A 25,126-nucleotide genomic window follows, 5' to 3' on the forward strand; every position below is an offset into this window, starting at 1 on the left:
CGCTATCTTGAAAGTTGATTTTTCAAGATAGCGCGATCGCCAGTATCTATGAAATTTTAAACCCATCACTTTATAAGAGAGTGGCGACTCTGTAGCTAGGTTCTTGCCACTTTCTTCTTCTTCAATTTCATCAATGAAGTTTATGACTGGAGTTTAGACTAAATTCTTTTTTTAAGGCTACAACCTGTGTGTGGTAAGCATTTTAGACTTCGGAATTATATCAAGCCTAGAAATTATCAAAGCTTGTCTGGATAAGGGTTTAGCGGTTTGATGGGTAAAATTAGTCTAAACTCCAGTTATGATTGTGCGCTGGCGACAATTTGATTCCAGGCTTTGACTGCTGTCTGTAAATTCTTTGGCAGGTTATTTTGAGAAATATCGTTGTACTGAACCGTACCTTCTTGGCTGGTAAGGGTGTAGGTGATGTAATCAGCAGCACCACTGGGGGCTGGGTAACTCAAATTCCGAAATTTACTAAACTGAGAACGTTCTAGCGATCGCACAAATTGTTGTACCTGTTGCACAGAAACGCGGCGAACACTACGTTCAGAATCATTAGCATCACCAATCCGCACGCGAATCAGTCGTCCATCTTTGAGTAAAACAGTCTCATAGGTTCTGCCAGCAAAACCCCCACTGGAGATTTGGCGAAATACTATATCTCGATCTAACGGTGGTGGTAACTCACTAGCTGGAATTTGCACAGGCCCCAGTGTAGTTTCGTTAGCCTTTTGATTCAGCCTCAGTGCGGAACCTGTTTGATTAGTATGATAAACCAAAGTTTGACCGACTCCGCCGACAACCACCCGCCAGCCTGATACCAAAGCTTGGGTACAGAATTCATCAGGATTAGCTAATTCTAAACAGCTATCTCTCCAAGTTTGCTGTTGAGCCTCAATAATGGTTAACTGAGAAATTGGCTGTTGCAAACGTCTGGATGCGGCTTGTAAAACAGCATTTTTTACAGATGTGGGTAATTTATTTGGCAGATTTTCTGAGGGAGTATTTGCCGAAGCTAAACGTAGCGATCGCCCATTATTATTGGTATGATAAACCCAATTTTGTTTGCCATTAGATACCACAACCCGCCAACCAGGAACTAAGGCTTGGGTACAGAATTCATCAGCTTGAGGCAGTTCCAAGCAACCATTGCGCCAAGTCTGTTGATTGTAGTCAATAATTTGCAGTTGTCTAGTAAAAATTCCCTGCCTGCGGGCTAAATCGCGCAGTACCGCATTAGCTACTGGACGTGGCAAGCGGTTTGGTTTAATATTCTCTTTGAGAACTTCATTGCTTGTTTCTAGCGATAAATTTGCAGAAGCCCCCGTAGCACCTTTTACAAGTGTTAAACCGCTAGCAACAGACAAAAATCCAGTCAAAATCAAAGCAGTGAAAATTCGCCCTTGATTGGTGTTAAAGTAGTTTTTCAGCATGATTTTCATAGTAAAATATAACTAAAAATAGTATCCAGCCACTAAGTAGACAATAAAGTATATAATTCCAAAACTTCAGCACTTGGAATTAATTTAGTATTTGTGTTTTCAGAGAGATATAGAGACAGACGCTAATGTACTGATTGTTTGTTCCTTATATAAATTCTGGTTGAAGAATAATTCACAAGTCAGAACAATCAGTAGGGAATACCCTATGGGATCTTGCTACAGACCCGCCACTGATTGAAAAGCACTAAATCTTCTTTTTCAGAGACGTTATACCAATCAAAAAAAATGCGACAAATAGAGCATTTGTACAGGTGCGATTCATCACGTCTTTACTTAAGGATGTGTTGCGATCGTTAATAGAATTGGTATTAGGGACTTCCAAATAAAAAAATATACAACTATTTATTGTGGGGTGGGCGATACGAGCGCCCATAGTCAAAGGCGGGCAAGATGCCCACCCCACAAGATTGGATAATTTATTTCTTGGAGAGTTTTGGCTCCCCTCTGGGTGTCCAAGAGGGGTTGGGGGAGAGGTCAAAAAAGGGCTTGTCGAACTCACGTTAATTTAGTGGGGGTTTTAAAACTTCTTGTTCACACGCGACGCTTTAATACTGGCTACTGCTGCGCTATCGCGGACTCTCGTAGAGAAGCCATGCCGTTGGCGATCGCGTAGCGTATCGCAGACAGATGCTACGCGAACGTAGAGAAGTGTCGTACAGAATTAATTGTGTTAGCGGATAGCTAAGGTTTAGCCCATTCTGACTCCTGACTCCTGAATTCTGTTTGATAAATCCATCAAATTTGCCAGCTTGTAAACTACCCGCGCTCCCACATTACCATCCCACTCCGCATCACCAACTTCGCAGATATCAAAGCCAATAATTTTTCTTCCACTATTGACCAATTCTCGGAACAGACAAAAAGTTTGCTCCAATTCCAACCCACCTGGAACAGGAGTACCCGTACTCGGACATAGTTTTGGATCTAAACCATCTACATCAAAGCTAATATAAACATACTCAGGTAAATGACTGATAATTTCTCGGCATAAATCAATCCAAGTTGTGCCAGAGTAAAGCTTTTGCTTAATAGCGGGATCGTAATAAGCAATAATGCGACTATCAGATTCGTCAATCATTTGTACTTCATCATGACTAATATCACGCAAACCTACCTGCACTAACTTAGTAATTTGGGGTATTTTCATCGCATTAAACATAATCGACGCATGGGAAAACTCAAATCCCTCATAAGCATCGCGTAAATCTGCGTGGGCATCAATGTGCAAAATGCCATAGTTTGGATATTTAGCTGCTAATGCTTGAAAATAACCTAAAGGCGAACTGTGGTCTCCACCGATGACTGCAACTCGCTTTCCATTATCAATTGCTGCCTGACAATTTTCAAACAGCCATCGATTAATCCGTTGACTAGCCTGATTAATTTCTGTGAGGACAGATGTTAAATCTGGTGTATCTGAAAGTTGTTTACCTTCGGCTAATCGCTCAATAATTTTTGCTGCCAAAGCGCGGTAGTATGTGTTCTTCTCTAAAATATCTTGGGGAATTTCTTCCATAAAAATTCCCTGCTTCCAACCATCAGGGTGATCGAAATCGAACAAATCTAATTGAGTCGAAGCATCTAGAATTCGCTGTGGGCCATTAGCAGTGCCAGCACCATAAGAAACAGTAACTTCCCACGGCACACCAAAAACAATCAAGTTTGCAGACTCATAATCGCAGGGCAAACCTAAGAGGTTGCCATTTATTTCACCTACGCCGCTGGGATTGTAGTCTTTTAATTGATTACTCATTGAGTATCTTCTGGATTTACGTGGATAGACAGCACGCCGCCTAGTGGACATCTGCATTGTAATCAAAATTTTTCACAGGCAGTAAACTAGCGGTCTATGACTAACTATTTACTCAACCCGCTTCACTTCAAATCCCCGCAACCCTTCCGGTTCTTCATACTCAACCACAATATCTTTAACTACAGCAGCAGGTGGCCCAGAATGACACCAGCGAACCATATCATCTACGACCTCTCGCGCCCCTTCAAAGACTGCCTCTACTCGATTATCGGGGAGATTCCGCACCCAACCGGTTAATCCCAACTGCCTAGCTGTATCGACAGTGGAATAGCGATAGCCTACTCCGTGGACTCGGCCAGAAATGAATACATGGGCGCGGATAATCTTTGGCAGTGATGTGGAATTGTGCATAGACTGGTCTAATCTTTACGATTCCAGTCTACCTAGTTTGTGTATACACAACCTGTTTTTAACTCCAACTTGCAATAATTAATCCTGCTCTTCGTTATCATCGTCGCCGCGATATCTGTACTGGCGGTCATCGTCATCATCATCGCCACGATGTCTGTACTGGCGGTCATCGTCATCATCATCGCCACGATGTCTGTACTGGCGGTCATCGTCATCATTATTGCCGCGATGTCTGTACTGGCGGTCATCGTCATCATCGCCACGATGTCTGTACTGGCGGTCATCGTCATCATCATCGCCGCGATGTCTGTACTGGCGGTCATCGTCATCATCATCGCCGCGATGTCTGTACTGGCGATCGCGATTATCCCATTCTTGATCGCGTTGTTTCTGCTTGCCACCGACTATATTTCTGAACATATCCTCTATTCCCATAATTTTCCTCCTGAGTTGGCGAATTTCTTTATTTGGGGTCATTTTAGTAGTTTGTCTAATGGTTGTAGCGAATAAATCTTCCAGCAGGTATAGATAAAAATAAAATTATCCCCCACTTTGGGAGTGCCGCAAACTAGTGATAAAGTATTTTTAACTACCTCCTAACTGTAGTGAATTTAATTAATTTAGTAGTCAGTTTTTCAACTTAGAATTTTGAATTGTTTATGTCTAACCTGCCACCACTTAATACAGAAACAATTTGGGCAATTCTTGACGATAAACTTGATGATGCCACAGTCAACCAGTTGCTATGGCATTATTTAGGCTATCGTTATGACTCTTCAATTGCACAATGGGACACCAGCTTAGTTGCACCAGAATGGCAAGATGAGTACCCACAACCACCAGATTTTCTTGAATCTCGCCCCGCAACAGTCAAGTTGACTCGTTCCATTCCTGCTGAAAATAAACAAATGCTAAAAGAAAAACTGGGTTTCAAAGGTTACAAAATTGGGGAATTTGGCCCTCGACAAACTCGCAGGGCAACGGCAGCAAATTGGTTGTTAAGTTATCTGCAAAAAACTAGCAGCAAAATTGAGTAATCCAATACCGCAGATATTTAGCAAACAATCCCTTATCCTTACTAAATATCTGCTATTTAAAAACTTAAGAAAAAGCCATTAATCTATCCGTTCTAAGAGGTTGTTTGAAAAGTGATGGGCTGTGATTTTAATTGCATTTTTACCCCCCTTAGTCCCCCCTTATAAAGGGGGGAAACAAGAAAAATCCGGTTCTCTCCCCTTTATAAGGGGAGGGTTAGGGTGGGGTAAAAAAATATTTGATACATCAATCGTGACTTTTCAAACATCCTCTAATTTTACACTTTGAGTTCAATAGCATTTTAGGCTTAGTAGTATTACGGGCGAAAAATGCCTGACGTTGAATTTGATATTAGTAAAAAAATATGATAAACAGTCAAAAAATATTAATCACAGTAATTCTTTACAATTTTATTGATAAATTCATCCTGAAGATAGAAGCGCTGGTTGCATAATTCTTTCTGTAGAGCGATTTGCAAATTCAATTGAGCATCCGAGAATACTTCTATCAACCCTTGGTATTACAAACACTTCTATGGCAAAGCCAATTGAATTTAATTTATTTGCACCTTATAACAAAGGAGTAGCATTAATTGGTTCTTTTTCTGATTGGCAAGAAATTCCAATGGAAAAAGGTGATGATGGTTATTTTCGTACAAGTGTTGAACTAGAAGACGGCGTTTATAAATATAAATTTCGCGTTCAATCAAATTCATGGTTTTTTGAACCAGAGCAATGGGTTGATGTTACAGATCCTTATGCAACTGATATAGATGAACAAAGTGGAAAAGATGATGGTATTATCCGGGTCAAAGATGGGCAAAGGATTACCGATACTTATGTTTGGCAACATGATGACAAACCTTTACCTGCTGACCACGAATTAGTAATTTATGAATTGCATGTCGGTGACTTTTCTGGTGGCGAGGACGATCCTTATGCACGAGGCAAGTACAAACACGTCATTGAAAAGTTAGACTATTTGTGTGAACTGGGAATCAACGCTATTGAGTTGATGCCACTTAAAGAATATCCTGGTGATTATAGTTGGGGTTATAACCCTCGTCACTTCTTTGCAACAGAATCGAGTTATGGTTCTACTGCTGAGTTAAAAAATTTGATTGATGAGTGTCATGGCAAAGGCATTCGTGTAATTATTGACGGAATTTACAACCACTCAGAAGCATCAGCTCCTTTAACACAAATTGACCACGATTACTGGTATCATCACGAACCTCGTGACCCTGATAATAATTGGGGGCCTGAGTTTAATTACGAACATTATGATGAAAAATTAGATATTAAACCAGCCTGGAAATTTATTGGTGATACAATTCGTTTTTGGATTGGAGAATTTCATCTTGATGGTATTCGCTATGATGCGGCGCGGCAAATTGCTAACTACGACTTCATGCACTGGATTGTTCAGGAAGCCAAAAACACTGCTAGCATGAAGCCTTTTTATAATGTTGCCGAACACATTCCTGAAACTACCAGCATTACCAATGTAGATGGGCCGATGGATGGTTGCTGGCATGATAGTTTTTATCATTGCATTCTAGAACACATTTGCGGTGATACGTTTGATTTAGAGCGTCTCAAAGATGTGATTGACTGCAAGCGCCAAGGCTTTTTGGGTGCTACCAATGTAGTAAATTATCTCACTAACCACGACCATAATCATGTGATGGTTGAACTGGGGAACCGTGAGATTTTTGACGAAGAAGCATTTCGCCGGGTCAAATTAGGAGTAGCCATCCTAATGACTGCTGTTGGTGTGCCTTTGATTTGGATGGGAGAAGAATTTGGCGAGTATAAACCTAAACAACCTGAATCATCCAAAATTGATTGGACACTGTTAGGTAACGATTTAAATCGTGGTTTATTTGAATCATACAAAGGCTTAACTAATCTGCGTAAAAGCAATCACGCTCTCTACACAGAAAATATCGATTTTATCCACGAAAATCCGGAAGCAAAAGTATTAGCTTATACTCGTTGGAATGATGAAGGTTCTCGTGTAGTCGTAATTGCAAATTTCTCAGAAAATTTTCTAGGAGGCTATCAAGTTCCTGACTTTCCTAGCGCTGGGACATGGCACGAGTGGACAGGCAATTATGATGTCGAATCTGGTGAAGATGGCATGATAATTGACTTGGGACCATACGAAGCTAAAGTGTTTGTATGGCAGTAACGATATACACTACCACTAAGTCGGTAGTCCAATAAAAAAGAAAAGGGGAAATGTTTTCCCCTTTTTTAGTTATAATTTAACTCATTTACAGTCTAATTAGAAATTTGTCAAGCAGAAAATAAGCTATTTTAAAATTTCATTGGTTTGTGTTACACTTTTGAGTTGAAGTGCGTCTATAGAATTGCCAAAGCATCCCCCATGCACAACAAATTATTTAATAGTAATATCGATAACGCTAACATTGAGAACGATCGCATTTTATTAACTCCCAATGAAGTAAAGTCAAAATTACCTTTAACACAATTAGCCGAACAAAGAGTTTTAGCATATAGGCAGGAAATAGAAGATATCCTGGATTTTAAGGATCGTCGGAAATTTATAGTAGTTGGCCCATGCTCAATCCATGACCCAAAAGCAGCGCTCGAATATTCTGAGAGATTAAAAATCTTGTCCGAGCGAGTCAAGGATAACTTGCTACTAATTATGCGAGTGTATTTTGAAAAACCCAGAACAACCGTAGGCTGGAAAGGGTTAATTAACGATCCAGATATGGATGATTCTTTTCATGTAGAGAAAGGTTTATTAATTGCACGGGAGCTACTATTAAAAATTACAGAGTTGGGATTACCTGCTGGCACAGAAGCACTAGATCCAATCATCCCTCAATATATCAGCGAACTGATTACATGGTCTGCCATTGGCGCACGCACAACTGAATCACAAACTCACCGCGAAATGGCCAGTGGACTTTCGATGCCTGTAGGTTTTAAAAACGGTACTGATGGCAATATTCAAGTAGCTTTGAATGCTCTACAATCAGCTGGAAACCCGCATAGTTTTCTGGGAATTAATCAAAACGGTCAGGTCAGCGTCTTTCAAACTAAAGGTAATGGCTACGGTCACGTAATTTTAAGAGGTGGTAGTCAACCTAACTTCGATCCAGCAAATGTCAAACTGGTAGAAGAGAAATTAAAACAGGCAAATTTACCACCGAGAATTGTTATCGACTGTAGCCACGGAAATACCAATAAAGATTACAAATTACAAGGTGCTGTTTTAGAAAATATTATTCAGCAAATAGTGGATGGTAATACATCAATTGTTGGCATGATGCTGGAATCGCATTTGTATGAAGGTAGTCAACCGATTGCTGGGAAACAAGAAGAATTAAAATATGGTGTTTCTGTAACTGATAAATGTATTAGCTGGGAAGAAACTGAAAAAATTATTTTGGCTGCTCACGAAAAACTTAAATGAGAAGTCAGAAGTCAGAATTCAGAATGCGATCGATGGGGATTTAGAGGATATTTGTTAAGTATTAATGTATACTAATAAACTCCGCTCCATTTCTCTTACTGTTTCAGCAACGGTGTACGCGCAAATTTCAAAACCTGCTCTACATTAGCTTTAATTTGCTAGGGTGCGTTAAATCTAAAGTCCATAACGCACGAAAATTTATGACGGTGCGTTAGGCTGAGGCGATAATACACCCAACAAAACTGGAAAATACCCAAGTGGTGGCGACGTAATTTATTTATCGAGAGAAGAGTTTCAGATTTGCACTGTCGTGTCAGCTTCCCGCAGGGTACGAGAGTTCAGTGGTATCAAATCAGTAAGAGTCGAATCCCCAACGAAGAACTACCTCCCACATCTTTTAAGATATACCCAAGATAGATGTAATAGGATTTAATATGTGCTAATTACTCAATACTACCAACTGAAGGATTGAAAATGAGTATTTTTCTACATAAAATTAAAAATCTAAAATTAAAAATTGGTAACACTGATGGTTAGGAGTGTTAGAGTTTCAAGAAATTCACCGAAACTTTTCAGCGGGTATTCATGCTGAAGAAACTACAGAAAAAGCAAATTTCGATAATTGCGGGTGCAGCACTGCTTGCCTTTTTAACTGGGGCAATGGTATCAGCACCTGAGATTGGCAAGTCTCTGGGAAAATGGCTCAAACTAAGTCAGAATCAAGCAGAGCAAAGATCGGACGGTAGTGTTGCCAAATCAGCTGTCTTTGGGCTGATATCGCAATCGCTGCCAGAACGGGCGGCAAAACTAGCAACGATCGCTGCCGAATCGCGATCGCCCGATCGCAACCGCGCTCGTTATCTTTTGGCGAGTGATTATATTGAAAGAACCCAAGGGCAAAAAGCTCTAGTTTTACTCGAAGGACTAGAGAAAGACTATCCGATCCTCGCACCATACATTTTGCTCAAACAAGCCCAGGCAGAGGATTTGCTGGGCGAGGACGGTAAAGCCTCCGATCTCAGGCAAAGGGTGCTAAAACTGTATCCCAAAGAACCGGCCGCAGTCAAAGCGCTATATCTGATTGCTCAACCAAAGCAACAAGAAACTGCGATCGCTCAATTTCCTTCCAATCCTCTAACTTGGGAAATTATCCGCAAACGCTTGCAAGAAAATCCCAATCAGCCACAATTACAATTAATTTTGGCTAAGTATGCCTACGATCAACCAGGCATAGTGGGCGTTTTGGATCAGCTAGCAAAACAGACTACCCTCAAACCCGAAGATTGGGAACTCATTGGCACTAGCTATTGGGAAAATAGTCAATTTCCGAAAGCGGCCAATGCTTACGCCAAAGCACCCAAAACATCGCGCAACCTCTACCGTACTGCACGGGGCTTACAGGTGGGAGGCAAAGATAAAGAAAAAGCGATCGCCACCTATAAACAATTAGTGCAGCAATTTCCCAATAGTGAGGAAACTGGGACGGCACTACTGCGGTTAGCAGAAACCGCAAAAACACCTAAAGATGGCTTACCCTATCTTGACCAAGTAATTAGTAAATTTCCCAAACAAGCTGGTACTGCACTGGCACAAAAAGCCAAAATCCAAACTCTCAAGGATCAAAAGTCAGCTAGCGCGGCGTGGCAATTACTCATAAGTAAATACGCTAACTCTGACGAAGCAGCAGAATACCGTTGGAAAATCGCCCAAGATAAAGCCAATGCCAAAGATTACGTCGGTGCTTGGCAATGGGCAGAACCAATCGTCACCAATAACCCCAATAGCATTTTGGCTCCAAGAGCAGGCTTTTGGGTAGGTAAATGGGCGGCTGCACTGGGGAAACAGCAAGAATCTAAAACTGCTTATGAATATGTGGTTAGCCAGTTTCCCTACTCTTACTATGCATGGCGAGCCGCGACAATGTTGGGGCTAAATGTCGGCAACTTTGACAACGTGCGCGTCATGAACCCGGAAGTAATCGCACCCCAGCGTCCATTACCGCCTGCTGGTTCTGAAACTTTCAAAGAATTGTATCTGCTAGGTCAAGACCGCGATGCCTGGTTACAATGGCAAACAGAATTTCAGAACAAAATTCAGCCAACGGTAGCAGAGCAATTTACTGAAGGGTTGATGCGGCAGGCTAAAGGAGAAAATCTCATCGGAATTGATGAAATTTCTAAATTGGAAGACCGAGAAATACCAGCCGAAGTTGCCCAATATCAGACTCTGAGTAAACAAATCACCTACTGGCAAGCGCGTTATCCATTTCCCTATCAGCGAGAGATTGAAAAGTGGTCTATTGACCGTAAACTAAATCCTTTGCTAGTAACTGCTTTGATGCGTCAAGAGTCACGGTTTGAACCAAAAATCAAATCTGTCGCTGATGCTACTGGTTTAATGCAACTGTTGCCGAGTACAGCTAAATGGATCGCGCCACAAATCAAGGTGGATTTCAAAACAATAAGTTTAGAAAATCCCAACGATAACATCATGCTGGGTACATGGTATTTGGGTCATACTCACGATCAATATAACAATAACTCTTTGCTGGCGATCGCTAGTTACAATGCTGGCCCCGGCAATGTCTCCAAATGGTTGCAAACACTAACTACAAAAGATCCAGATGAGTTTGTTGAACAAATTCCCTTTGATGAAACTAAAAACTATGTGCGGCAAGTATTTGGCAACTACTGGAATTATCTAAGGCTTTACAACCCGGAAATTTCTGACATAGTGACAAAGTACTCGACCACACACCCACAACTACCAGCGCGATAATCTGAGAAAGTTATGAGTTGTGAGTGTTGAATTCAAGCAATTTTTTAATTCAAAGTTCACAACTCATAGTGATATCTGTTTAGCTAATTACTAATTCGTAATGTCGCTAGCTCAGACACTCTATTACTCAAAGAGGCTGCGCTATTGCAACGTATCACATAACGACCTAAATCTTGATAGCACTATTCTCAAAAGGAAAATTACAAGCTTAATTATTAGTTTTTTTGTGTTCTATTTGTCTAAAACATTTTTAGAAAGAATAGTTTTAGTAGAATCTTACTTTACTAAAATTATTCTTTTTTATGTAAATATAATTTTTGAATCTTTTAAAAATTTCTGTTAGCAGATTGCATTAAGAATATTTAAGATTTAAGGATAATCGTAGATTCTATAGCGCAAGCCTTGGTGGTTAGGACATCAACAGACGATAAAACTTAGACACAAAAAGGCTTTTTACCCAGTCCCCAGTCCCCAGTCCCCAGTCCCCAGTCCCTTGCTATAAAACACAATTTTTAGAGAGGCGATCGCTAATAGCTTGAGTTGATTACACCTATGGCGTTAATATATCTTAATGTATTCAGTATTGCTTTTTTAGCGCCCCAATGGAGTTAACCTCAAAAGAATTTAAGTCAGAACTGATATTAGAAGTTCAAGCCTGCCTGCAATTAGCAGTTCCTTTGGTAATTACTCAAATATTAGAAGCGGGCATTCCTCTATTGGATGGGGTGATGATGGGCTTACTTAACAGCCAAGTTTTAGCTGCGGGTGCTTTAGGTGCTGTTACCTTTTCTACCTTAGCTTCCGTTTGTCGTTCTGTTCTTTCAGCCGCGGGTGTAAGTGTCGCCAATGCTTTTGGTGCAGGAAAGATAGACCAAGTGAATCGTGCTACTGGTCAAGGAATTTGGTTAGCCGTGACGATGTGCTTACCTGTAATGTTTATCATTTGGCACTTTGACTATATCCTGCTGCTGACTGGTCAAGAAGAAAGCAATGTATTATTAGCTCAAACATATTTGCGGTCTATTGTTTGGGGTTTTCCGGCCGCACTCGGTTTTTGTATCTTAAAAGAAGTTAGCTCTGCCCTCAATCGGCCCCAATTTTTAACAGTAATTACGGTAGCTGGACTATTATTAAATGCGGTTGCTAATTACGTGCTAATGTTCGGTAAATTTGGTTTACCAGCCCTTGGTTTAGCCGGTATCGGTTGGGGAAGCACACTCATTTTTTGGCTAAATTTTATCGCTGTCGCCAGTTGGATTTGCTTTGATAACTACTTTAAAGACTATCAGCTTGATTGTGCTTTGCATCAGTTTGATAAAGATATGTTTATAGATATCTTCCAAACTGGGTGGTTTTTGGGGTTGCAGTATGGAGCAGAAATTGGAGTATTTACTGCCATTGCTTTAATGATGGGATGGTTTGGAACAGAGACGTTAGCAGCACATGAAATTACCGTCGAGACAGAAAGTTTTGTCGAAACAGTGTCTATAGGTATTTCCTATGCCGTCACGATGAGAGTAGGACAGTTGAGGGGACAAAACGATCTCAAGGGTGCAAGCACAGCCGGATTAGTCTGCATTGCGCTTGTTACTCCTTTTGTAAGTATTGTGGCACTGATTTTTTGGCTATTTCCCAACTATATTGTGGCAATGTATTTGGACACCAGTAATTTAGATAATATCGAGATAGTTAAAACGTCAACTTCTTTCCTCGCTGCCGGGGCAATAGTCCAAATATTTTATTCTATTCAGACTATTGCTGCTGGTGCTTTAATCGGCTTGAAAGATACCAAAGTACCAGTGTTAATTACTATGTTCGCTTACTGGATAGTAGGTCTAGGCGGGGGCTATCTGATGGCATTCACTTTCGGCTGGGGTGCTATAGGTTTATGGTTGGGTTTAATACTAGGGCTACTTATGGGTGCAGTGCTTTTAACTGGGCGTTTTTATCTTTTGACTTCTGAGATTGAGTCTGGTTGACTAAAAGTGCATAGTATTAACAATGCCCACTTCTCATTACTGGTTAGAAGGTCTAAGTCTATCCCGCCAAGATGGTTGTTCTGACGATGAAGAACCTGAAGAACCAGAACTATTTGCAGGAGACGACTCTCGCCGACTTCTTCGACGCGGGGGTGAATCAGATTCTACTCTTCTAGAGCGTCGCCGTGGAGTAAATGATTCTGAAGAGGAGTTACTAGAACTTGATTCGCTGCGATCGCGCCTTCTCCGTCTTGGAGTATAATCGCTCGATTGCTGTTCTTCTTGAGAATAGCTTCTCCTTCTTCTACGTCTCCTAGATGAACCACTCTCCTCAGAATTAGAATTTCTCGCTCTTTCCCCTTCTGAGTCATCATCATCTTTAGAGGCAATAGAACGATTCAGCACTTGTTTGGGCTTGACGGACTGGGCTTTGATAGTGCCTTTGCGACCGTCTAACTTGGGTCGTTTGGGAAACTTTTCTACAGGCATCCCCTCTACCGCTTTTTCCATAAATTCGCGCCAAGTGTAAGCGGCACTACTACTACTGCCATAAGTAGGGCGGTTGTCATCGTTACCTAGCCATACCCCTGTCACCATCTGAGGAATGTAGCCAATAAACCATAAATCGCGGGCTTCGTCGGAGGTGCCGGTTTTGCCTGCAACTTGTCTATTAGCTAATTGGGCAGCACCACCAGTTCCCGCTTGGACGACGTTGCGTAGCATCCAAGTCATGATGGCGGCACTGTCAGCGTCAAGGGCGCGTTTTGACTTGAAATTAGCTGACCAGATGACTTTGCCTTGGCGGTTGAGGATGCGGGTAATACCATGAGGTTCTGCGTGCAATCCCTGAGTCGCAAAACTACCATAAGCGCTGGTTAACTCTAGCAGATTGACTTCATTTGAACCAAGAGCCAAGGAATAGGTGGGCTTGAGTTCAGATTTTATTCCCATATCATGGGCTAGTTTAATCGTTGGTGTAAATCCCACATCAATCAACACCTTGACCGCAATAATATTAACAGAGCGGGTAAGAGCATCTCGGATGTTCATTGAACCCCGGAAGTTTTCACTATAGTTTTTCGGTTCATAGCCGTCTACGACAAAGGGCGCATCCTCGTAGCTATCGTAAGGGCTTTTACCGGTTGCGATCGCAGTGGCATATACAAACCCTTTAAATGTCGATCCTGGCTGCCGTTGTGCCTGGGTAACTCGATTAAACTGATTTTTACCAAAGTCTTTTCCCCCAACCATTGCTTTAATTTCACCATTTCGGGGGTCTATAGCCACCATTGCCGCTTGCTTAAAGTTTTCCCAGCGTCCTTGATTTCGCAATGTTTTTGCAACTGCCTCTTCTGCCACCTTCTGCCAACTTGGGTTCAACGTGGTTTCTACTACTAAACCCCCACTTTTTAGCACATTAGGAGAAACATACTTGGGCAATTCTTTTTGAATGTAGCTGGTAAAGTAGGGTGATTCTACTTGGACTCGTTTGGGTAAACTGCTTTTGAGAGTTAATGGCTCCTGAATGGCTGCTTGCCTTTCCTCTGGTGTAATTACTTTATCTTCTTGCATCCGTAGCAATACCAAGTCCCGCCGCCGTTTTGCCGCTTCGGGATTTTTGTCGGGGGCGTACAAGCTAGGAGCAGGAGCTAATCCAGCAATCGTAGCCATTTCTGCAAGAGAAAGTTGATCTGGCGTTTTACTAAAATATACCCAGGATGCATCTGCCACACCATAAGCTCCAGATCCCAAATAAACCAGATTTAGGTAACGCTCTAAAATCTGATCTTTGGTTAATTCTTGCTCCATTTTTTGGGAAAGGCGGACTTCCTTGAGCTTGCGCCAGATTGTCTGCTCTTGTTTCAAAAACAAAATCCGCGTTAGCTGTTGGGTGATGGTGCTACCACCTTCTACCACACCTTGCGATCGCAAATTATTCAAACCCGCTCTGACAATCCCTTGCGGATCGACTCCGTTGTGTTGCCTAAATCTTCTATCTTCTGAGGCGATGAAAGCTTTTTTTAAATTATCTGGTATTTGTTCTAGCTTTAGCTGTTCTCTGGTCGCTTCACCTTGTTGTTGTAATATGCTGCCATCAGCAGCTTTAATGGTCAGTGTTTGCTCTCGAAACACAGCATTCAACTCGGACTGATCTGGCAAAGTCCGATCTATTAAACTAATGCCGTAGATCGAGGCAGCTATCCCACCACCAATACTCAAACCTGCCCAAAACCAAAAGCGGCGATAGAGTGGTTTAGCGCCAGTTGCCCGATTGACCCTTATCTTAGATGGTAAAATTTTCATTTTGCTCAGTAACTGCCTCGTCTGCGCCAGATGTGCTGGTGGTAAGCTCTCATTCGTTCCTCCTCGTCCAGAGTCACTCAAATTAGTCGGTCTTCGCTTGAACCAGGAGGTAAGCTTCCCCACGTCAGTTCCTCGCTCACTCAAAGTAGTAAGCAATTATAACCACCATCAATCAACTTTGGGGTTATAGCACTACCATTGTGTTAGTATAATATCCTATAAATAATTAACTGAATTCACTAGAAAATAATGTTTTTTAAATTTGGTTAATTTAGTTTTGTAAAAAATGTTGCAGTTTTGAGAAATACTGCGAATTTAAAAACTATTGACAAGTATCCGCACAGACAGCCCGAAAACGGCTTATTTCAGGAAAATATAATGTCCACATCGGGCTACGACGAAGCAGAGCTAAGACGAAGCGCCGTTGCTCTTGGTAGTAATCTTGGCGATTCTCAGACAATTTTATCAGCAGCTATCGAGACTTTAGCCCAAACGCCAGGTATTGTTTTAGAAGCCAGATCCCATTGGTATCAAACCAAAGCTGTCGGACCACCACAGCCAGATTACCTCAATGGCTGTGTCATATTGCAGGTAGAAATACTTCCCCAGCAGTTATTAGAAATTTTGTTGAAAATTGAACAACAATTTGGGCGCGTGCGTCAGGAACGTTGGGGGCCACGAACCCTAGATTTGGATTTGTTATTATATGATGACATTATTTTGGACACACAAAATCTCCAGATTCCCCATCCACGAATGCGGGATCGCGCCTTTGTGTTAGTCCCACTGGCAGAAATTGCCCCAGATTGGATAGAACCAGTTTCCGGGTGTGTGATTAAAGAGCTGCTGAAAGAGGTAGACTGTTCTGATGTACATTTATGGATGGACAATTAAAATTACCATCCTTAAAAGCAGAAGAACACTGATTTTGCCTCTGTATTCACAGATAATCAGATTTTACTATGCCATTAGGTAGAGAATTACCACAACTGCTCAGACAACGCCTGTTTCATAAAGGACGCAAGTTTGATTTTGAAGTTAATCGCTTGCGTTTGCCGAATAAATCGGAAGGAGAATGGGAATGTATTCGTCACCCTGGCGGTGCCCTAGCTGTACCAGTGACAGCAGAAGGTAAACTTATACTGGTGCGCCAGTATCGTTTTGCAATTCAGGGACGGATATTAGAATTTCCGGCGGGGACATTGGAAGGAAAAGAAGAGCCTTTAGAAACAATACAACGTGAAATTGCCGAAGAAACTGGCTATAGTGCCCAAAAATGGGACAAATTAGGCGAATTTTTCCTAGCTCCTGGCTATTCTGATGAAATTATCTATGCTTTTCTGGCACGAGATTTAGAAAAGCTGGAGACACCACCACCACAAGATGGAGACGAGGATATCGAAACTGTGTTTATGACTCCTGAAGAATTAGAAAAAGCTATTCTGGGGGGAGAGCCGGTAGATGCTAAATCAGTTTCTAGCTTTTTTCTGGCGCGTCCGTTTTTAATTTAATACTCTTTCCTTATGCTGCTAGAGTTAGCGATCGCAGATGCCTACGGTGCAGGTTTTGAATATGCAGACGAAACGATCGCTAACAACGATTTGAGTCGATACGTTGAACATCCGCGTTTTCGACTCAATCCTGGCAGCTACACCGACGATACCCAGATGAGTATTGCCATTGCGGAAGTGATTGTTGCTCAAGCATCGTGGACGCCAGAAGTTTTAGCCGATAGTTTTGTTAGAGCTTTTAAACGCGATCGAAGAGAAGGTTATGCTCGAAGATTCTACCATTTTCTATTAGAAATTCAGGATGGGGAAGAGTTTTTAACGAAAATTAACCCTGATAGTGACAAAAGCGGGGGAGCAATGCGTGCAGCACCCATTGGCATTTATCCCACACCAGAAAAAGTCATTGAGGCGGCAACAATTCAAGCGGCAATTACCCACAATACAACCGATGGTATCAATGCTGCCGTTGCGGGTGCCTTAATGTCGCATTATTTTATCTATCGACTGGGAGCAAAACGCAAATTAGGACGGTTTCTGGAAGGTTATGTATCTGGAGAGTGGAATAAACCGTGGGAAGGTAAAGTCAAGTCCAAAGGCTGGATGAGTGTCAGAGCAGCGATTACTGCGGTGATGCGAAATGACAGTATGAGCGAACTTTTACAAGATTGTATCGCTTTTACTGGGGATGTGGATACAGTAGCCGCGATCGCTTTGGCTGCTGGTTCTTGTAGCGAGGAAATTACTCAAGACATTCCCAATCATCTTGTCGCAGGGTTAGAGAATGGAGCTTACGGTAGAGATTACCTGATAGAACTGGATAAGCAGTTAATGAGTTTGGTGGGTAAAAAGATCGGCTAAATCTAATACATCAAAGTAGTTAAGTTCAGATGCTCAAAAGGCTATATTTTAGTGTTTAATTTTAAGTTAGATAATCGAAAGCATATTTCAAGCCAACCAAGCCAAATTGATGAATCATACTCTAGCTTCTACTTTAGGAGAACTACAAACAAAAATATATTGGCTACATGATGCTGAAAAATTTGCTGAATTAGCAGAAGCAGCAACTGAAATATATATTCAACTTGGATACGATCAACAAAAAGCAGAAAATCTTGGTCATTTAATTAGTGAAGCCTATCAGTTATCTGACGATGCTGATTTATCATACAAGGCTGGAGAAATTGAAAAAGAAATAAAATTTTATAATCAAGTAAAAGATAAATTTATAGAGATTGAGACTATATTAGGTCTACAAAAAAATATAGCCGAACATCAAACAAAATGGTGGATACATTTTCGCCATAGACAGAAACTTCAATTTATATATCACCTGTTTTTGCAACATTTAAAACCTTTGGGTTTAAGTTATTTGTTTATATCTCTACAACTAACATATTATATGTTAAATGTAGGCAAAGGTCATAATTTGCGCGATATAGAAATAACTCAAAAAAACGCTACAAAATATTGGATGCAATTATTAAAATGTAATATTACCAAATATCCATATTTAGGATAATTTGGTGTTTTGGAAAATATTTAAAGAAGCAAAGCGTAGCATCTCGTAGAGAAAGTGGTTTGATAAATTAAGCTTCTTGACGAATTGCGCGTAAATCATGGTTTTGTTTGTATTGTTGCAGTTGATAACCACTTTTTTAAGATTATTACTCATTTCCTACGTAGTCAGTCAAGAAAGCTGAAAATTTCTGTAATCCTCAAAAACTCAGCTAGTTTTAGTGTCAAATAGCTATTTGTTTAGTATTTAGCCATCCTTCTATATTTGCAGATATATATCGAGATAAACACTCTTATACATAGAAACATATATTTCTTATATAACCTAGTTTAAATATCAATTTATACCTTGTCTTCTTCAACAAAAAGCTCCATGATTGATTGAGAAAGCCCAGAACTATAGGTTGGTTAAGTTAATAAGTATGCCAATATACTTCATAAATATTTCCGATGCATAACAAGAAAATATCTGATATTTATCTCAAATTTACTTAGGTTGGAGTTTGATTAACTCATGCTAGAAGGATGGATTCAAATTGCATTAACGCTACTAATTGTGGTAGCAATTACTCCTGTTTTTGGGCGCTATATGGCGCGGGTCTACCTAGAGCAAAGTACTTTTCTCGATCCGATTTTGAATCCGGTTGAGCGAGTACTTTATGCTTTGGTTGGCGTTAAAACCAAAGAAAATATGACTGGCTGGCAGTATGGACGGGCAATCCTATACAGTAACGTCGCAATGGGGTTGCTGATTTTCTTGATTATTATGAATCAAGGATGGCTGCCATTAAATCCAACCAAGATAAATGCCCCAACTTGGGATACAGTACTGCATACAACTATTTCTTTTATTACTAACACTAACCAGCAGCACTATTCTGGTGAAACCTACATGAGCTATGGCAGCCAAATGTGGGGACTTGGTTATCACATGTTTACTTCTGCTGCTACTGGTTTGTCGGTAGGGATTGCCTTTATTCGGGGATTGACTGGTAGATCGTTAGGCAATTTTTATGTAGACTTAATTCGCTCGATTACCCGAATTTTACTGCCTATTTGTATTGTGGGCGCGATCGCTCTTATGGCAGCTGGTGTTCCTGAAACACTGGGGGGTGCGGTTGTATTCCCCACCTTGGAAGATGCGAATATTAGTCAAGCGATCGCTCGTGGCCCTGTTGCTCATTTTGAAATTATCAAGCAATTAGGGGAAAACGGCGGCGGCTTTTTCGCCATCAACTCCGCACACCCCTTTGAAAATCCCAACGGATTTTCAAACTTGATTCAAATTGTGGCGATGATTTCAATTCCCACGTCCCTGATTTATACCTACGGTTTATTTGCTAATAACACCAAGCAAGCCTGGTTAGTATATGGCATGGTTAGTGTGCTTTTCATCGTATTTGTCGTTATCAATGCCATTGGGGAATATAACGGCAATCCGGCTGTGAATGCACTGCTGGGTAGTCAGCAACCGAATCTAGAGGGTAAAGAAGTGCGGTTTGGTTGGGCACAATCTGCCTTGTTCGCAACAGTTACAACAGGCACGATGACCGGCGCTGTTAATAGTTTACATGACTCCTTCATGCCCAACGGTGGTTTTATTACCCTTTCCAATATGTTCCTGCAAATTATTTGGGGTGGACAGGGTACAGGAACCGCTTATCTATTTGCTTACCTGATTCTGGCTGTGTTCGCTACAGGGTTGATGGTGGGACGCACACCAGAATTTTTGGGACGCAAGATTGAGAAGCGCGAGGTTGTACTTGCTAGTTTTTTAATTCTGCTAGTTCACCCGATCGCAATTATGATTCCCGCAGGTATCGCCTTGGCATTTCCCGATCAGCTATCAGGAATTAGCAATCCCGGCTTCCACGGCTTTGCTCAAGTTATCTATGAATACACTTCCGCTGCTGCTAACAACGGTTCTGGCTTTGAAGGTTTGGGAGATTCACAACCTTCACCTTTTGCGATCGCTACAGGTACAGCACCAACTTTAACCGCTTTGTGGTGGAACTTGAGTACCTGCTTCAGTTTAATTGCAGGACGCTATATTCCCATCATCGGTTTGCTGTTTTTAGCAGATAGCATGTCTCGTAAGCAAGCTGTTCCTTATACCACTGGTACATTGCGAACCGATACCGGACTATTTACAGGCGTTACCGCAGGCGTGATTTTAATCCTGGGCGCACTTACATTTTTCCCAGTACTTGCATTAGGCCCCATTGGTGAAGCCTTTTTCATCGCTAAAGGCATTGGCTAAGAAGTGTAGAGGGGTAGAGGGGTAAAGGAGAGTTAGAACTTGAAGCATCTCTCTCAAAGACTCGTCCACGAGTATCAAAGACTCATCCACGAGTATCAAAGACTCATCCACGAGTATCAAAGACTCGTCCACGAGTATCAAAGACTCGTCCACGAGTATCAAAGACTTGTCCACGAGTATCAAAGACTCATCCACGAGTATTAAAGACTCATCCACGAGTATCAAAGACTCGTCCACGAGTATCAAAGACTCGTCCACGAGTATCAAAGACTCATCCACGAGTATCAAAGACTCATCGCCAATGCCCCATGCCCCAATCCCCAATTCCCAATCCCCAATTCCCAATCCCCAATGCCCCATTCCCAAAATTTAATCTATGCCAATTACTACTGATTCTCCCTCGCCCCGTATTCCGTCTGGAACTCGTGACTCGCGCAAACATACCCCCAAAACAGATATGCGGGGACTTTATCAAAGAGCAATTAGTGAGTCATTTGTCAAGCTCGATCCGCGAATTACTGTTAGAAACCCAGTGATGTTTGTTGTTTGGGTAGGGACAATTATCACCTTGCTCGTTACCCTTAACCCAAATCTGTTTGGCACAATCCAGGCAGATGTTAACCAACAACGCGTTTTAAACGGGTTGATTACTTTTATTCTCTTTTTCACCCTCGTTTTTGCCAACTTTGCCGAAGCTGTAGCTGAAGGACGCGGTAAAGCACAAGCTGATTCATTAAGATCGACGCGATCGGATACGATCGCTAATAAAATCCTCCCCGATGGTTCGATAGTAAAAGTCAATTCTACAGAACTGCGACGGGGCGATTTGGTAAAAGTGGTTGCCAATAATATGATTCCCGCCGATGGTGATGTCATTAAAGGTATTGGATCGGTGGATGAGTCGGCAATCACTGGGGAATCTGCCCCGGTGCTGAAGCAACCAGGTACAGATATTGCCAGTTCGGTGACAGGCGGTACACGCCTACTCTCCGATGAGTTGACAATTCGCATTACTGCCGATCCCGGACAAGGCTTTATCGATCGCATGATTGCCTTGGTAGAAGGAGCAGAACGCAGCAAGACTCCCAATGAGATTGCTTTGACGGTATTGTTGGCAGTGTTAACGCAAGTGTTCTTAATTGTGGTGGCGACAATGCCCCCATTTGTCGGTTACATCGCTAGCTTTATCAGCACAGCCTTTGGAGTTGAGGCGGGAAACAGTTTGCGGGCGGGTGCTAGCGTTGCTATTTTAATATCGCTACTGGTAGCATTAATTCCCACAACTATCGGTGGTTTACTCAGTGCGATCGGTATTGCCGGGATGGATCGGGTTGCTCAATTTAACGTTATTGCAACCTCTGGCCGAGCAGTAGAAGCTTGCGGTGACATCAACACCTTGGTACTAGATAAGACAGGCACGATCACCTTGGGGAACCGGATGGCTGACGAGTTTATTCCCTTGGATAATCACTCAATAATAGATGTGGCGCGAGTCTCCCTAGCTGCTAGCTTGTTTGACGAAACGCCAGAGGGCAAATCGATTGTGATTTTAGCAGAAAAATCTCAGGCTGGGGTAGACTTTAATATTGATAAAGCCGAAGGTGTAGAATTTTCCGCAAAAACCCGGATGAGTGGTACGAATCTACCCGATGGCAAACAAATTCGCAAAGGTGCAGTGGATGCCATTAAAGGATTTGTCCGTTCCCGTGGCGGTAACGTTCCTGATGATATAGATGCAGCTTATGAGCGAGTTTCCCGATTAGGCGGTACACCCTTAGCTGTTTGCCAAGATGACAAAATTTATGGTGTCATCTACCTGAAAGATATTGTCAAACCTGGTTTACGGGAACGATTTGACCAACTCCGCCGCATGGGTGTTCGCACGATCATGCTCACAGGTGACAATCGAATTACCGCTTCGGTGATTGCCGAGGAAGCTGGGGTGGATGATTTCATTGCCGAAGCAACTCCAGAAGACAAAATTGAGGTGATTCGCTCGGAACAATCTGAGGGTAAACTGGTGGCAATGACTGGGGATGGTACGAACGATGCACCTGCTTTGGCTCAAGCAAATGTGGGTGTGGCGATGAATTCGGGGACGCAAGCTGCCAAAGAAGCTGCTAACATGGTGGACTTAGACTCAGACCCCACGAAGTTAATTGACTTAGTAACCATAGGTAAACAGTTACTAATTACTCGTGGGGCGTTGACAACATTCTCCATCGCTAACGATATTGCCAAGTATTTTGCGATCATTCCCACAATCTTTGCGGCGGCTGGAATTGGCGCACTGAATATTATGGGATTAAAGAGTGCCCAATCTGCGATCGTCTCGGCGCTGATTTACAATGCTTTGATTATTCCGGCATTAATTCCGCTAGCACTCAAAGGGGTGAAGTTCTTACCTTTAACAGCAGATCAACTGCTGCGTCGCAACATCTTCATCTTTGGTCTTGGCGGTATCATTGCTCCTTTCATTGCCATCAAACTGATAGATATTATCCTACCTTTGTCTTAATTTACTATGAAACTTATTCAGATCCGCCGCACTATTCTTGCATCCCAAGTATTAGAAGAAATAACTGAAATCTGGTGTCAATGGCGTAGGCAAAAGCTGCCACTGTATTTGTTCTTGGCGATGTGTTTCAACCTAGTGGTTGCACCTGTAGTCTATGCCGCTACTAATGAACAACTTTCTCGCAGTCAATCTTGGGGATTGGGATTGTTAGGACTGGTGACACTAGGGCTTTCCATCTATTTATTTTTTGTAATGTTTGTACCGGAGAAATTCTAATGAGTTTTGCACGCGAAGCCGGTAGAGCCGTTCGTTCTACCTTAGTACTCTGGGTTATTGGAGCGATTATTTATCCTTTTGCGATGATTGCCATTGGGCAGATTGCGTTTCCCTTTCAAGCAAACGGTAGTCTACTGAAAAATAGCGCCGGTCAAGTTGTCGGTTCTGCTTTGATTGGTCAACCTTTTAGTAGCGATCGCTATTTTAACAGCCGTCCCAGTACCACCAGCTACAGCACAGCCGATCCCAAAAAGGACGATGCGGGAGTTTTGAGAACTGGGGTTTCTGGCGCTAGTAACTTGGCTCCCAGTAATCCCGCATTAATGGAACGCATTAAAGGTAAAGATGACCCAGACCCCAGCAAAAAAGTTGAAGGTGACTTCAATCGTTTGAAAAAAGCAGGTGTGCAGCCGACTGGGGATTTAGTTTACACCTCTGGTTCCAGCCTTGACCCGCATATTACCCCGGAAGCTGCGATCGCGCAAGTTGCACGAGTAGCCAAGGCGCGAGGAGTTCAACCGAACCAACTCGAAACTTTAATTTTCCAAAACACCGACGGCCGCTTTCTCGGCATCTTTGGCGAACCTGGAGTTAATGTGTTGAAGCTTAATTTAGCCCTAGATAAGATTAAGGCATAAAGGCTTGAGAGAGTGCTGCTGATTCTTGCTATGCCTTCTATTCAAAATAGTTATCTATAGTAATCCTTAATGATTACTTCAAATCTAAATGTTAGATTCTCGGCTTAATTTAATAAGTCGAGAATCTAATTTTTTTAGGTATATATGAAACCTATATCTCTAAACATATACCTGGTTAGCTAATTAATAAACACATACTCTATTTATTTAATACATTTTATATATCTTCAAAATATATCTCTGCAACAGCAGATTTTCCTCGTAAAGTATTGGACAATACTATTAGAGTTAAAAAACATTTTGTGCTAAAAACTAAAAAAACTTTAGAACCAAGCCTGTTTGGTGTTTTTATCGAAGATAATAGCGTTTACTGTGGCATTCATTTAAGTGATATTAAATTACCGAGTAAATGCATTTTTTTAGGAGTTTTAAGAGAAACTCAAGTTATTTCAGTAACAGATAATCCTAGTATTTTCGCCGGAGATTACATTTTAGCAATAGCAACCCATCCGATGATGGTTCCCGCTCTCAAAGTGACTCTTAAAAAAATTCATTCTGTTTACTATTCCCTCAACAGTTGCTTATTGGAAGCTCGACTAACAGACAGTCAATCTGTTAATTCAGATTACCTAGACCTATCAAGTACTTTCAATTCCACATATTATTAGACAGATGGACATTTACTGAAGAAAAGTAGAAAACAGTTTGATCTGACGACATGAAGAAGAAAATATATTTTTGCCTCCTTAACTTTACTGAATCTGAGTTCGACTAACTAAAGGTTATTAATATGCATACTTCGGAGCTTTTCCGACTTTATGTATCCGCCCACAAAAATGTTCATCAGTCCACCCTGATTGAAGCTAACCTGTCTAAAGCAACACATAGTGACACAAAACCACATGACGGAGACATTCCCTTTGTAGCAGTGTTTTTGGCTCACATTTCCTTTATGATTGTTTGGGCAATTGTTGTTTTTCTAGTTTCATCTGTCTGCAAAGCACTAGAAGATCCCCCAGAAAATGCGGCGCCAGATAAAGATGAAATAGTAAGCATTAAAGATTTAGAGCAACATAACTGTAAAAAATGCCAATTTTTTAACAATAACTATTTTCTAAAGTGTGCAGTACATCCTACCACTGCTCTAACGAAACAAGCACTCAATTGTTCTGACTACAGCCCTAAATAGGTGAATT

Annotated in this window: 21 protein-coding genes; 16 read left to right on the forward strand and 5 right to left on the reverse strand. The window is 41.6% G+C overall.

The features are described from left to right. Positions 1–296: 296 nt before the first annotated feature. The 3 genes from RMX89_RS12435 to RMX89_RS12445 form a co-directional block, all read right to left on the reverse strand. Entirely contained in the window at positions 297–1,442 is a 1,146-nt protein-coding gene (locus RMX89_RS12435) for a hypothetical protein (RefSeq protein WP_322689145.1), read from the reverse strand. A gap of 748 nt (positions 1,443–2,190) precedes the next feature. Next, positions 2,191–3,255 carry an agmatinase SpeB gene (speB, locus tag RMX89_RS12440; protein WP_322689146.1) on the reverse strand — a complete coding sequence of 355 codons (1,065 nt, stop codon included), beginning with the start codon at positions 3,253–3,255 and terminating at the stop codon, positions 2,191–2,193. A gap of 108 nt (positions 3,256–3,363) precedes the next feature. Next, positions 3,364–3,666: an acylphosphatase gene (locus RMX89_RS12445; RefSeq protein WP_322674686.1), complete on the reverse strand. Its 303-nt coding sequence runs from the start codon at positions 3,664–3,666 to the stop codon at positions 3,364–3,366. A 150-nt stretch (positions 3,667–3,816) separates the two neighbouring features. Here RMX89_RS12445 and RMX89_RS12450 point away from each other — a divergent pair, with 150 nt between their 5' ends. From RMX89_RS12450 to RMX89_RS12475, 6 genes are all read left to right on the forward strand, one after another. Beyond that, positions 3,817–4,176, forward strand: a complete 360-nt coding sequence (locus RMX89_RS12450) for a hypothetical protein (protein ID WP_322689147.1) — start codon at positions 3,817–3,819, stop codon at positions 4,174–4,176. A 149-nt stretch (positions 4,177–4,325) separates the two neighbouring features. Continuing rightward, positions 4,326–4,703, forward strand: a complete 378-nt coding sequence (locus RMX89_RS12455; RefSeq protein ID WP_322689148.1) for a DUF1823 family protein — start codon at positions 4,326–4,328, stop codon at positions 4,701–4,703. A 517-nt stretch (positions 4,704–5,220) separates the two neighbouring features. Further along, entirely contained in the window at positions 5,221–6,894 is a 1,674-nt protein-coding gene (locus tag RMX89_RS12460; RefSeq protein ID WP_322689183.1) for an alpha-amylase family glycosyl hydrolase, read from the forward strand. A 198-nt stretch (positions 6,895–7,092) separates the two neighbouring features. Beyond that, complete coding sequence (locus RMX89_RS12465) at positions 7,093–8,151, forward strand: 3-deoxy-7-phosphoheptulonate synthase (RefSeq protein ID WP_322674683.1); 1,059 nt, start codon at positions 7,093–7,095, stop codon at positions 8,149–8,151. 585 nt (positions 8,152–8,736) lie between these two features. Beyond that, positions 8,737–10,929 (forward strand): transglycosylase SLT domain-containing protein, encoded by a 2,193-nt coding sequence (locus tag RMX89_RS12470; protein WP_322689149.1) that lies wholly within the window; start codon positions 8,737–8,739, stop codon positions 10,927–10,929. Between the two features lie 602 nt (positions 10,930–11,531). Then, the gene (locus RMX89_RS12475) at positions 11,532–12,908 is read left to right on the forward strand and encodes an MATE family efflux transporter (protein WP_322689150.1); all 1,377 of its coding nucleotides are present in this window, start codon (positions 11,532–11,534) and stop codon (positions 12,906–12,908) included. 36 nt (positions 12,909–12,944) lie between these two features. On the opposite strand, the gene RMX89_RS12480 is transcribed toward RMX89_RS12475, so the two are convergent. Next, positions 12,945–15,335, reverse strand: coding sequence for a penicillin-binding protein 1A (locus RMX89_RS12480; protein ID WP_322689151.1), 2,391 nt, complete (start codon positions 15,333–15,335; stop codon positions 12,945–12,947). 255 nt (positions 15,336–15,590) lie between these two features. Between RMX89_RS12480 and folK the strand changes: the two genes are divergently transcribed. The 5 genes from folK to kdpA all read left to right on the forward strand — a co-directional run bounded on the left by folK (position 15,591) and on the right by kdpA (position 20,498). After that, positions 15,591–16,106, forward strand: coding sequence for a 2-amino-4-hydroxy-6-hydroxymethyldihydropteridine diphosphokinase (folK, locus tag RMX89_RS12485; protein WP_322689152.1), 516 nt, complete (start codon positions 15,591–15,593; stop codon positions 16,104–16,106). A 68-nt stretch (positions 16,107–16,174) separates the two neighbouring features. Next, positions 16,175–16,723, forward strand: a complete 549-nt coding sequence (locus tag RMX89_RS12490; RefSeq protein WP_322689153.1) for an NUDIX hydrolase — start codon at positions 16,175–16,177, stop codon at positions 16,721–16,723. A 12-nt stretch (positions 16,724–16,735) separates the two neighbouring features. Continuing rightward, positions 16,736–17,581: an ADP-ribosylglycohydrolase family protein gene (locus tag RMX89_RS12495; protein ID WP_322689154.1), complete on the forward strand. Its 846-nt coding sequence runs from the start codon at positions 16,736–16,738 to the stop codon at positions 17,579–17,581. 109 nt (positions 17,582–17,690) lie between these two features. Beyond that, a complete protein-coding gene (locus RMX89_RS12500) occupies positions 17,691–18,242 on the forward strand; it encodes a hypothetical protein (protein WP_322689155.1) in 552 nt (183 codons plus the stop codon). 510 nt (positions 18,243–18,752) lie between these two features. Beyond that, positions 18,753–20,498: a potassium-transporting ATPase subunit KdpA gene (kdpA, locus tag RMX89_RS12505; protein ID WP_322689156.1), complete on the forward strand. Its 1,746-nt coding sequence runs from the start codon at positions 18,753–18,755 to the stop codon at positions 20,496–20,498. Here kdpA and RMX89_RS12510 read toward each other — a convergent pair. Continuing rightward, entirely contained in the window at positions 20,451–20,843 is a 393-nt protein-coding gene (locus RMX89_RS12510) for a hypothetical protein (RefSeq protein WP_322689157.1), read from the reverse strand. The genes kdpA and RMX89_RS12510 overlap by 48 nt on opposite strands. A 31-nt stretch (positions 20,844–20,874) precedes the next feature. Here RMX89_RS12510 and kdpB point away from each other — a divergent pair, with 31 nt between their 5' ends. The 5 genes from kdpB (at position 20,875) to RMX89_RS12535 (ending at position 25,119) form a co-directional block, all read left to right on the forward strand. Then, positions 20,875–23,016, forward strand: a complete 2,142-nt coding sequence (kdpB, locus tag RMX89_RS12515; protein WP_322689158.1) for a potassium-transporting ATPase subunit KdpB — start codon at positions 20,875–20,877, stop codon at positions 23,014–23,016. Positions 23,017–23,022: 6 nt separating this feature from the next. Continuing rightward, a complete protein-coding gene (locus tag RMX89_RS12520; RefSeq protein WP_322689159.1) occupies positions 23,023–23,292 on the forward strand; it encodes a potassium-transporting ATPase subunit F in 270 nt (89 codons plus the stop codon). Then, positions 23,292–23,930, forward strand: a complete 639-nt coding sequence (gene kdpC / locus RMX89_RS12525) for a K(+)-transporting ATPase subunit C (RefSeq protein WP_322689160.1) — start codon at positions 23,292–23,294, stop codon at positions 23,928–23,930. Before RMX89_RS12520 ends, kdpC begins: the two co-directional genes overlap by 1 nt. Before the next feature lie 302 nt (positions 23,931–24,232). Continuing rightward, positions 24,233–24,598 carry a TrkA C-terminal domain-containing protein gene (locus RMX89_RS12530; protein WP_322689161.1) on the forward strand — a complete coding sequence of 122 codons (366 nt, stop codon included), beginning with the start codon at positions 24,233–24,235 and terminating at the stop codon, positions 24,596–24,598. Between the two features lie 122 nt (positions 24,599–24,720). Next, positions 24,721–25,119, forward strand: coding sequence for a hypothetical protein (locus tag RMX89_RS12535; RefSeq protein ID WP_322674636.1), 399 nt, complete (start codon positions 24,721–24,723; stop codon positions 25,117–25,119). The last annotated feature ends 7 nt before the right edge of the window (positions 25,120–25,126 follow it).

Origin of the sequence: Nostoc sp. DedSLP04 (genome assembly GCF_034530775.1) — a bacterium.
Lineage (GTDB): Bacteria > Cyanobacteriota > Cyanobacteriia > Cyanobacteriales > Nostocaceae > Nostoc.

Bases quoted from the DNA above. Each gene is read 5' to 3' on its own strand.
- RMX89_RS12435 (WP_322689145.1), bottom strand. From the start codon at position 1,442: ATGAAAATCATGCTGAAAAACTACTTTAACACCAATCAAGGGCGAATT.
- speB (WP_322689146.1), bottom strand. From the start codon at position 3,255: ATGAGTAATCAATTAAAAGACTACAATCCCAGCGGCGTAGGTGAAATA.
- RMX89_RS12445 (WP_322674686.1), bottom strand. From the start codon at position 3,666: ATGCACAATTCCACATCACTGCCAAAGATTATCCGCGCCCATGTATTC.
- RMX89_RS12450 (WP_322689147.1), top strand. From the start codon at position 3,817: ATGTCTGTACTGGCGGTCATCGTCATCATCATCGCCACGATGTCTGTA.
- RMX89_RS12455 (WP_322689148.1), top strand. From the start codon at position 4,326: ATGTCTAACCTGCCACCACTTAATACAGAAACAATTTGGGCAATTCTT.
- RMX89_RS12465 (WP_322674683.1), top strand. From the start codon at position 7,093: ATGCACAACAAATTATTTAATAGTAATATCGATAACGCTAACATTGAG.
- RMX89_RS12470 (WP_322689149.1), top strand. From the start codon at position 8,737: ATGCTGAAGAAACTACAGAAAAAGCAAATTTCGATAATTGCGGGTGCA.
- RMX89_RS12475 (WP_322689150.1), top strand. From the start codon at position 11,532: ATGGAGTTAACCTCAAAAGAATTTAAGTCAGAACTGATATTAGAAGTT.
- folK (WP_322689152.1), top strand. From the start codon at position 15,591: ATGTCCACATCGGGCTACGACGAAGCAGAGCTAAGACGAAGCGCCGTT.
- RMX89_RS12490 (WP_322689153.1), top strand. From the start codon at position 16,175: ATGCCATTAGGTAGAGAATTACCACAACTGCTCAGACAACGCCTGTTT.
- RMX89_RS12495 (WP_322689154.1), top strand. From the start codon at position 16,736: ATGCTGCTAGAGTTAGCGATCGCAGATGCCTACGGTGCAGGTTTTGAA.
- RMX89_RS12500 (WP_322689155.1), top strand. From the start codon at position 17,691: ATGAATCATACTCTAGCTTCTACTTTAGGAGAACTACAAACAAAAATA.
- kdpA (WP_322689156.1), top strand. From the start codon at position 18,753: ATGCTAGAAGGATGGATTCAAATTGCATTAACGCTACTAATTGTGGTA.
- kdpB (WP_322689158.1), top strand. From the start codon at position 20,875: ATGCCAATTACTACTGATTCTCCCTCGCCCCGTATTCCGTCTGGAACT.
- RMX89_RS12520 (WP_322689159.1), top strand. From the start codon at position 23,023: ATGAAACTTATTCAGATCCGCCGCACTATTCTTGCATCCCAAGTATTA.
- kdpC (WP_322689160.1), top strand. From the start codon at position 23,292: ATGAGTTTTGCACGCGAAGCCGGTAGAGCCGTTCGTTCTACCTTAGTA.
- RMX89_RS12535 (WP_322674636.1), top strand. From the start codon at position 24,721: ATGCATACTTCGGAGCTTTTCCGACTTTATGTATCCGCCCACAAAAAT.